The organism is Psychrobacter sp. L7, from assembly GCF_002810365.1.
Lineage (GTDB): Bacteria > Pseudomonadota > Gammaproteobacteria > Pseudomonadales > Moraxellaceae > Psychrobacter > Psychrobacter celer.
Genome location: NZ_NEXR01000004.1, coordinates 149,820 through 162,509 on the forward strand (window position 1 = coordinate 149,820; position 12,690 = coordinate 162,509).

At 48.6% G+C, this 12,690-nt stretch carries 13 protein-coding genes; 10 read left to right on the forward strand and 3 right to left on the reverse strand.

Going from position 1 to position 12,690, the window contains the following annotated elements:
- Positions 1 to 38 precede the first annotated feature (38 nt).
- The 10 genes from zapE to purF all read left to right on the forward strand — a co-directional run bounded on the left by zapE (position 39) and on the right by purF (position 9,963).
- Positions 39 to 1,139, forward strand: a complete 1,101-nt coding sequence (gene zapE / locus CAP50_RS06580; protein WP_100749444.1) for a cell division protein ZapE — start codon at positions 39 to 41, stop codon at positions 1,137 to 1,139.
- Positions 1,140 to 1,381: 242 nt separating this feature from the next.
- Positions 1,382 to 1,966 carry a nitroreductase family protein gene (locus tag CAP50_RS06585; RefSeq protein ID WP_241900697.1) on the forward strand — a complete coding sequence of 195 codons (585 nt, stop codon included), beginning with the start codon at positions 1,382 to 1,384 and terminating at the stop codon, positions 1,964 to 1,966.
- Between the two features lie 116 nt (positions 1,967 to 2,082).
- On the forward strand, positions 2,083 to 3,375 hold the full coding sequence (locus CAP50_RS06590) for an NAD(P)H-dependent glycerol-3-phosphate dehydrogenase (RefSeq protein ID WP_100749446.1): 1,293 nt from the start codon (positions 2,083 to 2,085) through the stop codon (positions 3,373 to 3,375).
- A 74-nt stretch (positions 3,376 to 3,449) separates the two neighbouring features.
- Positions 3,450 to 3,908 (forward strand): SixA phosphatase family protein, encoded by a 459-nt coding sequence (locus CAP50_RS06595; protein WP_100749447.1) that lies wholly within the window; start codon positions 3,450 to 3,452, stop codon positions 3,906 to 3,908.
- A 116-nt stretch (positions 3,909 to 4,024) separates the two neighbouring features.
- A complete protein-coding gene (gene gspL, locus CAP50_RS06600) occupies positions 4,025 to 5,269 on the forward strand; it encodes a type II secretion system protein GspL (protein WP_100749448.1) in 1,245 nt (414 codons plus the stop codon).
- A gap of 44 nt (positions 5,270 to 5,313) precedes the next feature.
- A complete protein-coding gene (gene gspM, locus CAP50_RS06605; RefSeq protein ID WP_100749449.1) occupies positions 5,314 to 5,889 on the forward strand; it encodes a type II secretion system protein GspM in 576 nt (191 codons plus the stop codon).
- 98 nt (positions 5,890 to 5,987) lie between these two features.
- Positions 5,988 to 6,440 carry a DUF4870 family protein gene (locus CAP50_RS06610; protein WP_100749450.1) on the forward strand — a complete coding sequence of 151 codons (453 nt, stop codon included), beginning with the start codon at positions 5,988 to 5,990 and terminating at the stop codon, positions 6,438 to 6,440.
- 119 nt (positions 6,441 to 6,559) lie between these two features.
- Entirely contained in the window at positions 6,560 to 7,594 is a 1,035-nt protein-coding gene (locus tag CAP50_RS06615) for a quinone-dependent dihydroorotate dehydrogenase (protein WP_100749451.1), read from the forward strand.
- Positions 7,595 to 7,654: 60 nt separating this feature from the next.
- Positions 7,655 to 8,152, forward strand: coding sequence for a CvpA family protein (locus CAP50_RS06620; RefSeq protein WP_100749452.1), 498 nt, complete (start codon positions 7,655 to 7,657; stop codon positions 8,150 to 8,152).
- Between the two features lie 275 nt (positions 8,153 to 8,427).
- Complete coding sequence (purF, locus tag CAP50_RS06625; protein WP_100749453.1) at positions 8,428 to 9,963, forward strand: amidophosphoribosyltransferase; 1,536 nt, start codon at positions 8,428 to 8,430, stop codon at positions 9,961 to 9,963.
- A 109-nt stretch (positions 9,964 to 10,072) separates the two neighbouring features.
- Here purF and CAP50_RS06630 read toward each other — a convergent pair whose 3' ends face one another.
- From CAP50_RS06630 to CAP50_RS06640, 3 genes are all read right to left on the reverse strand, one after another.
- The gene (locus CAP50_RS06630; protein WP_100749454.1) at positions 10,073 to 10,432 is read right to left on the reverse strand and encodes an AzlD domain-containing protein; all 360 of its coding nucleotides are present in this window, start codon (positions 10,430 to 10,432) and stop codon (positions 10,073 to 10,075) included.
- Positions 10,422 to 11,153 (reverse strand): AzlC family ABC transporter permease, encoded by a 732-nt coding sequence (locus CAP50_RS06635; RefSeq protein ID WP_446737507.1) that lies wholly within the window; start codon positions 11,151 to 11,153, stop codon positions 10,422 to 10,424. The genes CAP50_RS06630 and CAP50_RS06635 overlap by 11 nt, the downstream gene beginning before the upstream one ends.
- Before the next feature lie 94 nt (positions 11,154 to 11,247).
- Complete coding sequence (locus CAP50_RS06640; RefSeq protein WP_100749455.1) at positions 11,248 to 12,672, reverse strand: MATE family efflux transporter; 1,425 nt, start codon at positions 12,670 to 12,672, stop codon at positions 11,248 to 11,250.
- Positions 12,673 to 12,690: the final 18 nt, after the last annotated feature.

A 12,690-nucleotide genomic window follows, 5' to 3' on the forward strand; every position in this document is an offset into this window, starting at 1 on the left:
TTTTATTAAATAAATTTTATTAAACAATGAGTCGCATTATGAGTTTATCCCCGTTGCAACGCTACGAGCAAGCCATCAGCACAGGTGAGTTTACGCGAGATGAACAGCAATATCAGGCCATGAGCTATCTCGATGAGCTGTATCATCAGCTCAGTGACAGCGTGCCACAAAAAAAGCGCTTTTTTAGCTTTTTGAAATCCAAGCCTGCTGCCCCAAAGGGTCTGTATATGTGGGGCGGGGTAGGCCGCGGTAAGACGTGGATGATGGACATGTTTTATGACTCGTTGACCATCGAGCGTAAGATGCGGCAGCACTTTCATCATTTCATGCAGCGCGTGCACCAAGAGCTTAACGCGCTCCAAGGTCAAAGTGATCCACTCGAAAAAGTCGCTGATATTATTTACAAAGAAGCGGTGGTGATTTGTTTTGATGAGTTTTTTGTCTCCAACGTCTCTGATGCCATGATCTTAGGCGATTTGTTTACCATGCTGTTTAATCGCGGCGTGACGTTGGTCGCCACCTCCAATATCGAGCCAGCAGGTCTGTATAAAGATGGCCTGCACCGTGACCGGTTTTTGCCTGCGATCGCTGAGGTCGAGCACCATACTACGGTGATGAATATCGACTCAGGCATCGACTATCGTTTGCGGGTACTGCAGCAAGCTGAGCTGTATGAGTCGCCATTGACCAAGGCCAATCATCACTGGCTGGCCAACCGTTTTGCCAGCCTGTCTAACAACCAAAAAATCAGCAAAGAGCCCATCGTCATCAATGGCCGCTCGATTAAGGTCAACGCCCGTACCGAAGATATCTTGTTTTGTGACTTTAGACACTTGTGTATGGAGCCGCGCTCTGCTGCAGATTTTATCGAAATCGCCAAACAGTTTAGTACGGTGTTGGTCGATGTGGTGCCAGCCTTAGACGATGATTTACGTGATCCAACGCGGCGCTTTATTTATCTGGTCGATGAGTTTTATGATCGCCGTGTCAAGCTACTGGTGCGTGCCGAGCAGTCTATTCTTGAGCTCTATCAGGGAGAAAAACTGGCTTTTGAGATTGAACGTACACGTTCGCGTTTGCTTGAGATGCAATCAGAAGACTACCTGCGTACGGAGCATCGCACCGAAGAGACTGCGTAGCGGCAATGGCTGTTAAGTACAGTAATAGCTGTTGAGGGCAAGGGTGTGTTAAAGGTATCACAAAGGCATGATATCAGTGTGCGCATGCAATGGTTTTTAGTCGTTTTGAGTAAAAATAGCTTCAAGGATTATCAAAGCTTGACGCAACCCGTCTGTGACCACAAAATAAATAAGGAGCGATAATGACTACCTCTGATAAAAATAATAAAAAGCAGTCTATACAAAGTATCGACACGGATGAGATGCCAGTCAATAGTGAAGCGATGATCGGCTGGATTGGCTCGAGGCGCAGCATGGGCAATCTAGACACGCCTGCACCTACCCGTGCTCAGATAGAAGCAGCAATCGCCTGTGCGGCCACAGCGCCTGACCACAAAACGCTGCAACCGTGGCGGTTTATCGTCACCGAAGGTGAGGCGCGTCGTCAGTTGGGCGCGGCATTGGTGAGCGCCGCAAAGGCACAGGCTGCACAACAAGGTGAAGTGCTGACCGAAAAAACCATCAAAAAAACTCATACCATGCCGCTACGTGCACCTGTTATCATAACGGTCGTGACCAACATGCAAGCACACAAAAAAGTGCCGCCTTTTGAGCAGCTGCTCAGCGCAGGCGCCGCTGTCCAAAATATGCTACTGGCTCTAAAGGCACAAGGCTTTAGTACGGTATGGCGGACAGGTTTGCTTTGTAATGAGCCTGCGGTCAAGGCATACTTTGGCGTGGGGGCAGATGATTATATTACGGCTTTTGTTTATACTGGCACCAGTCCTAAGGATGAGCCTACACGCAAGCCCATTGACATTGAGCCGCTCATACGTTTTGAGTCATAAGGTTTACAGGCGCTTTGGTTTAGATGCCCACAATATACAATAAACACGGTCGGCATCTTGGTTTTTAATCACGATAATGCTACTTATAATGAGTCAGTCAACACGGATACCAGAACATGACTAGCCCTAACGACAGTAATAAAGACACCAATAACGAGCACAATGACACGGATAAGCAAAGCTCTGATAAACAAAACAGTCTGCTGGCAGGCATCATCGAGCGCGCCACCAAATCAGGTCTGGGCCGCAAAAAGCTCAATCCTAGTGCGGTAGAGTCTGCCGTTGCAAAAAACATGGCCAAAATCCATAGCAATCCGACCAAGCTACGTTTGGCGTTTTTGGGCGGCGGCAGTTTTGGTACTGCCATGGCAAACCTCGCGGCGCGGAATGGCTGTGATACCACGCTTTGGGTGCGCAATAAGCGCACTGTTAAGGCGATGGCAAAAACCCAAACCAACAAAAAATATTTGCCAGGACATAAGCTTGATGATCGCTTAAAATACAGTCATGACTTGGCCGCTGCAGTCAAAGACAAAGACATTGTTTTTATCGCGGTGCCTGGTTTGGCCTTTCGTGAGACACTAAAAAACATCGCGCCTTTTATCAGTGGGCAATCCATTGTCTCTTTGACCAAAGGTATGGAAAAAGATACGTTTGCCTTGATGAGTGACATCATCAAAGAAGAGTTGCCAGAGGTGAATTTTGGCGTGATGTCAGGGCCCAATCTGGCCATAGAAATCATGAAAAACATGCCCTCTGCTACGGTGATTGCGAGTGAGTCTGAGCCGCTGCGTCATGCGGTGCAAGCCGCGCTGCATAGTGCGTTTTTTCGGGTATTTGCCAGTGATGATGTCAAAGGCGTAGAGCTGGGCGGCGCGCTCAAAAACATTTATGCGATTGCTATGGGTATGGCGGCGGCCTATGAAGTCGGCGAAAACACCAAGGCCATGATATTGACTCGCGCTTTGGCTGAGATGAGCCGTTTTGGGGTCGAGGCGGGGGCCAATCCATTGACCTTCTTAGGCCTGTCAGGTGTTGGCGATTTATACGCAACCTGTAACTCAGAGCTCAGTCGCAACTTTCGTATCGGTAATATGCTTGGCCGTGGTATGAATATCGATGCGGCAGTCAAAAAGCTGGGTCAGACCGCGGAAGGGGTCAATACCATCCAGCAAGTGCACGAAAAAGCCACCCGCGAGGGCATCTATATGCCCATTACTCATGCCCTCTACGCTGTCATTTATGAAGACAAGGCCGCCTTGGGTGTGGCTTTGCATCTGATGGAAGCTGGGTTTCGTAGCGATGTCGAGTTTGTGATGGCGCATGATCATAGCAATGCAGCGCTGACGGCACATATGAAAAGCTCAGCCAGCAAAACCGCTGACAAGGATAGTGATAAAGACAAATAATACGCCAAATAAAAAGCCGACTTGCTAAAAACTCGCAGTAGGTATGTAGCGCTTAGGCGGCATTAAGGAAGCTTATGAAAATTATATTGGTACGTCATGGTCAAGCAGAGAACGACACGCGGCCAGACAGCGCGCGTCAACTGACAGATCTGGGTAGAGAGCAGGCGGCGCAAACGGTAGAGTTCGTGATGACGCGCTATCAGCCAGATCAGTTTGTCGTGAGTCCTTATGATAGAGCGCAGCAAACCTTGGCCGCGTTTCAAGCCTGTGCGCCAACGGTGCCCTTTGTCATACTAGATAACATTACGCCAGCAGATGATGCGCATCAAGCTTTGATCGACCTTGGTCATATTGAAGCCGAGTGCTTGGTTGTGGTGTGTCATATGTCAATCGTCGCTCACATCGCAGGACTGCTGATAGGGGAGTATCCTGAGTCGTTTGCCTTGGCAGAAGCACGAGTGTTTGAGATGGACTTTGTGATGGCTGGCATGGCGCGGGAAACGGATCGCTTTGTACCAAAGCAACCTTATTAGCTTGTTTGATGTGATGCGTGTTTTGCCCATGACTATGATCGTCACCCAGTAGCAGTTGTCTACACAATAACGCCACCTACCTTTGATAAATGCTTTAATGATTAAGGACATGCTTAGTGATACATGTTTGGTTACGGGCGCAGCATAGCCCACTGGCTGTCTGGCATGAAGACCTTCAACACTGGCAAAGCGTTGAGGGGTGGCAGCAGCTACAAGAGCGGTATGGGAGTTATAAAGCCAATGGAAAAAATGCGGTCTGCCTGTACTTTCCATCCAGTCATGTATTGCAGGTAGATACTGAGCTAAATACTGCCCAGCTCAAGCAGCTGGGCAATAGTGGCAAGCAGTATTTGTTTGAAGAGATGTCCTTGACTCCTGTGGAGCAGTTGGCCGTTCGCCAGATCAGTCACGCTGAGCGTCATCAATTGTATGCCTTGGCACAGAGCGATATCGACTCATGGCAACAAAGCGCGCAGTTGGCTGGCATGAGCCTCATCGCACTATTGCCTGATTTTTTGTTATTGCCTGCGCCAACGGAGCAGGCCGGTCAGCAAATCACGCTTTATCAAGACGAGCAAACCACTTTGCTGCGCCAGTCTGCATGGCAGGGCATGGCGGTCAGTTATTTACCGCTGATTTTTGAGCGTTTTCCGCACTTAAGCGAGGTGAGCGTTTTACCGCCTATCACCGCTATAGAACAGCCAGACGAGCTGGACGCTCGGTCTGATTGGTTTGCCTGCACCGCTGCGCTTATCGCTGATCATCAGCTGCTGCTGACGCCGCTATCTGACCCCCCAGTACCACTTGAAAACCCTGAGCGCCATGCGCTAAATTTCTTTGTAAAATCCGCAGATTCTCAGTTATCGCCGTATTTGCGGGTGGCGATGATGGTGGCGTTGGCAGCGCTAGTGCTACAAATAGCAACCGATGGCGTGCAGTGGTATCAGTACCAGCAGGCAGCCACGGCGACCAAAGCTGAGATTGCAAATCAGTATAATTCTTGGTTTGCCAACGAGCCACTGAGCAGTCGCAACAAGCTACAAATACAGCTGCAACCAAAACTGCGCCATGACAGTCAAGCACAAGCGTCTCATATGGCGACACTGGCACGGATATCGCCATTGATCAAACAGTCTTCATTGCATGCACAAGCTTTGGTGATGCAGCCCTCTGCGCTGAGTTTTACCTTGATTGCTTCTGATCGTGGTAGTCTTGACCAGTTTACCAGCACCTTGGTCGCCCAAGGCATCGATGCAAAGCTGGCTCAGGTCAATAGCACTGAGCAAGGGCAGTTCAGTGGTCAGATCACAGTAGCGGTCGTAGAGAGTGCGGACTTGCAAGCGGCCACGGCGACCTCATAGTCTAAGTCTTTCTTACTTATCGCAAAATCAGCAAAAGGTAGAAAATGAAACGTTTACAGCGCCGTGCCAAGAGCCGCAACAGCATTGCTGAGCCGAGTAAGCTGATAAAGGACAATGCTTTATTGGAGCGCTTTAGTCATTACCGAAACACCTTATCGTCGCGCTGGCATGCCTTGCCATCACGCGATCAGCTAGCGCTAACGGTACTGTCTGTGTTTTTATTGGTGTTTGTGGGTGGTTATGGTGGCTATAGTATGCATCAAGCAGCAACAGACAGTAAAAACGCCTATCAAGCGCAAGTGGCTGACTATTTTTGGCTGCGTGCTCAGGCAGGCAATATCGACAGTCAGGCGCTCACTGCATCTGCTGCTCCAGACGGCGCAGCGGCCATGCCGCCTGCCAGCCGCGTCAGTACGCTACTTGATCACTCAGGCATTGCCAACGCGCAAGTCGTCGCGGCGGGCGATGCGGTACAGCTCAGCTTTGATCATGCTAGTCAAGCGGTAGTCAGTGGCGCACTTGCCAAGCTGCAGCAGCAAGGTTGGCAGTTTACTCAGCTATCGATGCAACAGGATTTGACCAGTCAGCTGATACAAGTACAAGCGACCATCGCTCAGTGAGTCATCTACAGCAGGCTATTGATAGATGCACCATTGAAAACCCCTTTGTTTGACACAATGAACTAAGTATCAGTCACTGTCAGATATGGATGCGTACAATGGCCAATTATCCTATGAATAACAATAACAATCAGGCGAAGGATACTATGAATAGCGACAAACGCCGCTCCTTAATCACCTACAATCACATCACTTATCTGCTCTATGTGGTCAGTTATTTTACCGCAGGTCTGCTGTGGATTGTGCCGATCGTGATGAACTATGCTAAGCGTCATGATGCCGATGGCTCATGGCTTGCTACTCATTTTGATTGGCAAATCAAGACTTTTTGGTACAGTATTGTTTGGTTTGTCTTGGGCATTGTTATTATTGCCTTTGCGCTCGGTGGATTTGGGGTGAGTATGTTGGCCGATAGTAGCAACAACATGGCCATCGGTTCGGTACTACTGGCAGGGGTGGGATTGCTAATAATGCTGTTTACTTTTATTTGGCATCTTTACCGAATCATCAGAGGCTGGATTGCACTCACAGACAATCGCCCTGTGCCTTAATATAAAAATTTAGCCCATGAAACTTTGCTCTTATTTCTGTTAAGCTGATATAATCGCAGCGCTTGATCTTATTCGCACTTTTCATTCACCATAACTTTCGAGCAGGGTCTGCCACCATTATGTCTTATGCCTTACTTCGCCCTTTTTTGTTTAATATGGATCCTGAGCACGCCCATGAGATGACACTGTCTTTATTGGACAAAGCGCACAGAGCGCGTGTATTGGGGTTGGCCTATGGTCAGTTGATGCAGCCCACTGACTGTATGGGATTGCAGTTTTCCAACCCTGTAGGATTGGCCGCTGGACTGGACAAAAACGGCGATTATATCGATGCGCTGGCGGAGCTGGGTTTTGGCTTTATTGAGGTCGGGACCGTCACGCCTCGAGCGCAGGCGGGCAATGAGAAGCCCAGACTCTTTCGAATCAAACAAGCCGATGCGATTATCAATCGTATGGGGTTTAATAATCAGGGCGTTGATTATCTGATAAAAAACGTTAAGCGGTGTAAATACAAAGGCAATATCGGAATTAATATCGGTAAAAACGCCGACACCCCTGTAGAGCAGGCGGCCGATGACTATGTATACTGTCTTGAGCGTGTCTATCCGCATGCCTCTTATATTACGGTCAATATCTCCTCGCCCAACACCAAAAACTTACGCGATTTGCAAAGTGGGGAAGCACTGACGCAGCTGCTGCATACGATCAAAAACCGCCACAGTCAGCTGGCTAGCGAATATGGCTTTTATGTGCCATTGGTGCTAAAGGTCGCTCCAGATTTAGAGCCATTACAAGTTGACTATATATCGCAGCAATTAATAGACTTTGAGATTGACGGTCTAATCGCAACTAATACCACGCTGAGCCGAGTCGGGGTTGAGGATCTGCGAGATGGCGATCAAGCAGGCGGGCTATCAGGTCGTCCGGTGAGCCATACCAGCACCCAGATATTGCAGCAGTTCTCAGATCAGCTAGAGGGCAAGGTGGCACTGATTGGGGTTGGCGGTATCGACAGCGGTGCCAAAGCGGTCAAAAAAATCGAAGCAGGAGCCGATATGATACAGCTATATACTGGGCTTATCTATCGTGGGCCGGGTCTGGTACAGTCTTGTATTCAGGCGATCGGCGGCTATTATGACGCCATGGAAAGCTAAAGCATGTCATCAGCGGCACTCTCTCACCATACAGATGATACAACCAATGAGGCATAGGACATGAGTGGTTTGGATATCGTGATTGCTATCGTCGTCTTGGTTGGACTTTGGCGCGGCTTTCAGGTAGGTCTGATTAAGACGGCAGTAGGTTTGCTGGGCTGGTTTGTCGCCCTGATCGCCGCCACTCGGTTGGCAGGTTCGATTGCTCCGCAGCTGGTGGGTGTGGTACAGAACCCTGTTTTGCAGATAGCCATGGCGTTTTTATTGGTGGTGATTGTTATTTTGGCCATTATGCACTTGGTTGCTTTTATATTCTCCGGTGTTCTTCAGACGCTGCGTTTGGGTGTGTTGGATAAAATGGCAGGCGGCGTACTTGGCGCGGCAAAAAACGTACTGATGGTCTTGGTGGTGCTGAGTGTCAGCGCGCCTCTGCTGGTACAAATGCCGCAGTGGCAAACGTCCGTCCTCGCGCCAGAGCTATTGCCTTATGCACCGATGGGTAAAGCCTTGGTGTCAGATGTACTGGGCATGGCGTGGGATCAGGTCAATCAGTCTTAAGCGTTCGATATCATCGGCCAATTTTGGTTAGACCAAATTTTATGACATTATCTTCGTATTCTTCCTTGATAAAAAATGATTTGATAGCAATTACAGCTCATAAACGGGCAATCGACATTCTAGAGTCGATAGCGGGCGTTTTTGACAAATAACACATCAGTGTAGTAAGAGATATCATCAGGTAGATGGCAAGGCGATGCTGGCTGTTAAACAGGCCGCTCTAAAGTCTCGTCGTCATTGTAGTACTAATGTATGGGTCAAAATAGGATAAAACTATGTGTGGAGTCGTTGGGGTTGCAGCTCATGAGCCAGTCAATCAGATTCTTTATGATGGCTTGACGATGCTACAGCATCGCGGGCAAGATGCAGCAGGTATTGTGACGTTGCAAGATGGACGACTCTATCTGCGTAAAGAAAACGGCATGGTCCGTGATGTGTTTATGAACCGTCATATGATCAAGCTGGTCGGCAAATTTGGTATCGGCCACGTACGCTATCCAACAGCGGGCACCTCTAGCAGCGCAGAAGCTCAGCCATTTTATGTCAACTCGCCTTATGGCATCACCTTGGCACACAATGGTAATTTAACCAATGCTGAGAGTTTGGCAAAAGAGCTGTACATCGAAGATCGTCGCCATCTAAATACCGACTCTGACTCTGAGGTCCTGCTCAACGTACTAGCGCATGAGATGCAAAACTTGGGCAAAACCAACCCAAGCGCTGACGATATTTTTGAAGCGGTAAAAGCGGTATATAGCCGCTGCGAAGGCGCTTATGGCGTGGTCGCTTTGATCACAGGTCACGGCTTATTGGCGTTTCGTGATCCAAACGGTATTCGTCCGCTGATTTTTGGTAAGCGCATGGCACCCAACGGTGGCACCGAATACATGGTGGCATCCGAGTCTGTGGCATTGACAGGGTCAGGCTTTAGCATCATTCGTGATGTCAAACCAGGCGAAGCGATTTTTATCGATTTGGATCACAAGCTGCATACCCATCAATGTGTTGAGCAAAAAGAATACACACCTTGTATCTTTGAGTATGTTTACTTTGCCCGTCCAGACTCTATTATGGACAACATCTCGGTTTACAAATCACGCTTGCGCATGGGCGAAAAACTGGCAGACAAAATCCTTGCAGAGTGGGGCGATGATCACGATATCGACGTGGTGATTCCTATTCCAGACACCTCGCGCACCTCTGCGATGGAGCTGGCGCTAAAGATGAACGTCAAGTACCGTGAAGGGTTTATGAAAAACCGTTATATCGGGCGTACCTTTATCATGCCAGGTCAGCAGCAGCGCAAAAAATCTGTCCGTCAAAAGCTCAGTGCAGTACCGCTTGAGTTTAAGGGCAAAAACGTACTGTTGGTAGATGACTCTATCGTCCGTGGTACGACTTGTCACGAGATCATCCAGATGGCGCGTGATGCTGGTGCCAACAAAGTGTTTTTTGCCAGTGCCGCGCCGCCAGTCAAGTATCCAAACGTGTATGGTATCGATATGCCGGTGCGTAGCGAGCTGATCGCCTCTGGTCATACGGTAGAGGAAGTGCGTGATATCATCGGTGCTGATCGTTTGATTTTTCAAGATTTAGAGGATTTGATTGACGCGGTCAAGGACACCAAGCACAGCAAAGTAGAAGGGTTTGATTGTGCCGTGTTTAATGGCTGCTACATCACAGGTCAAATCAACGAAGCCTATCTTGACCATCTACAAGAGCAGCGCAGCGACACTGCCAAAACAGGTAAAAAAGGCGTGCAAATCGTCGCTGATACGCCAGTCGATATGATGGGCGTCGAAGAGCTATAATGTCTCACTGAGCAGCCGCTCATAGTATCTAATAAAAAGGCTGGACTCTTATCAGAGTTCAGCCTTTTTCATCACAAGATAAAGATAAAGCGGTGCTGCTATAAAACTGTTAGCCCAAAAACTGAGTAAACAGCCATAGCAGCCCATTAATGGCAGCGATACCAACGACCATACTGACCAATAACTGACGGCTGATATGATAAACCAGTAGCACCAACAGTAGCGCGCCAATCTGTGCCATCAGCAAATGTAGCTCTGCGCTATGCATACCGGTGGTCACTGATAAGTTTTGATAAGAAAGGCTGGTGAGGATAAGCAGCACCATCACTGATAAGGGCAGGCTTTCGTTTAAACGGTGTAGCCACGGCGTGTCCAGCAGCTTTTTTGGTATCAAAGCGGGGAGTGCACGCGTGACAAAGGTCACTGCAGCCATCGCAAAGGTGGCTAAAATCAGATAACTACTGCTCATGAGCGTCTCCTTTTATACCGCGCTGTACCCAAAAACCACGTGCCAAAATCATCAACATACAAATAAAAATGGCCACCAATAATAACCAGTTACTGGTAAATAGTGAGGCAATCAGTAGCGCAACAATGGCAATGCCAATAGGAAAATAGCGTTTGATGCTCTGAAACTGCTCATAGGCCAATATCGCAAACAGACAGACCAGCGCAAAATCTAAATGCGGCACCATATCACTAAGGGTGCTGCCGATCATCACACCGATCGCGCCCGCCAACACCCACCAGCTTTGGTTAAACAGACTAATGGGTAAAATGAGCGACCGCCTTGACTCCTGAGGTAGGCTGGTCATCACCGAAAATGTCTCGTCGGTCAAGGCAAACAAACAGTAGGTTTTGGCGATTTTATTTTGCGGAAGAGAGTGGAGCAATGGTATGCCATAAAACACATGACGCAGGTTAATTGCGGCAATATTGGTTGCCATATTGCCAATCGGTAGGCCGGCACTTAGCATGGGCAAGCAGGCGTACTGAGCGGCGCCTGCATAGAGTACGACACTGAGCATAATGGTCGCCCATATAGGGACGCCCGCCACCTGCGCGAGCACACCAAAGGCTATCCCCGCTGGCAGATAACCCATTGCCACAGGCAAACTTTTTTTAAATCCCTCGGCCCAGTCGTAGTGGGTCCTATGCTGCTGATGTAATGGTTTTGATTGAGTAGTCACGTGACATCCTAATTTTCTTACTGACTTTTTTTATTAACTTGCTATAACGTTTTTATATTGAACTGACGATATCAACATCGGAGCAAATACCGCCTTACGCGTCTATTTGGAGCTTTTCATACTCGCCTGTCTGATGAGCCCGATATAAAAAACCTATTAAAATGATAAGTCTGAGTAGCAATAGGCTCCAGACACTGAGCCAAATACCAGTCATATCCCACTGCTGATAGAGTAGCCAGCTCAGCGGAAAAAATACAGCTGCTAATATAAGCGCGGCATTCCGAATCACCTTACCAGCAGTCAGACCAAAAAATATGCCATCCAGCCAATACGCGCCCACACCGACTAAGGGTAAGAGCACCGCATACCAGTGATATTGGTCAGCTAAGCGAAATACAGCCTCGATATTGGTCATAAATGGCAGGTAGATAGGCATGGCCAGCCACCAAACCGCGCTTAATAAGATAGCCAGTGTGTAGCTGACGACCCCAGTGCGCTTGATAACGACGCGAAAGCTTGCCCAGTCGCGTCGCCCAGCTGCCTGTCCGCTCAGCGTCTCAGCTGATACAGCGACGCCATCTAAAGCAAAAGCTGATATGCTCAATACTTGTAATAATATGGCATTGGCAGCCAATATAACATCGCCACTTTGAGCAGATAGACGGGTAATCCAAGCAAAGCTTAACGTGAGAATCAGCGTACGTATAAAGATGTCTTTATTCAGCGAAAATAGCCTAAGCATTTTTTCTTTGGTAAAATGCTGGCGATCAGCACAAATCAAGGTTTGCCAAGATATCTTTAGGTGCCGACAGCTCAGCCATAAAGCCAGCAATACACCTGACCAAAACGCAATGGTGGTGCCCAGTGCCACACCGACCAGCTCCATCTGTAACCCAAAGACAAAAAACAGCGTTAGGACAATATTGAGCACGGCGATAAAGCCCTGCTGATACAGCATATAACGGGTTTTGCCTTGCCCTGCAAACCAGCCAATAAAAGCAAAGTTCATCAGCTCGGCGATGACACCCCAAAAACGCACATCCAAATACGTCTTGGCCGCGCGGCCACTTTCAGGATTGGCCGATAGTGCCTGTAGGCCAAAGTCTATCAGCCATGGTTTTGTCAGCAGCAATACCAAGCCGATAGCCGTGGCCAACAATAAAGCACGCTGTAAGATGGACAGCAAAGGAGCGATAGTATGATAAGCAGACGTGTTTTTATCTTCGCTTGCTCCGTCCATACGGCCCGCCAGTTGCCCCAGAGCTTGCGCGGATAGCCCAGACGATGCATATTGCAAAAAGTTAAAACTGACTAGCAGTAAAGACAGCAATTGTATTGCAAGCCCCATACCTGCAAGCTTAGCAGTATCATTCATATTGCCGACGATGGCCGTATCGATCACGCTTTGTAGCGGCATGGCCAGATTTGCCAGCAAAACTGGCAGCGCAATTGCGATGATGCGCGCGTAGCGGGTATCAATCGGTGGTAAGGCGTTAGCAGAGGAGGCGGTAACTGACATTTTTGACCCGTTTTATGC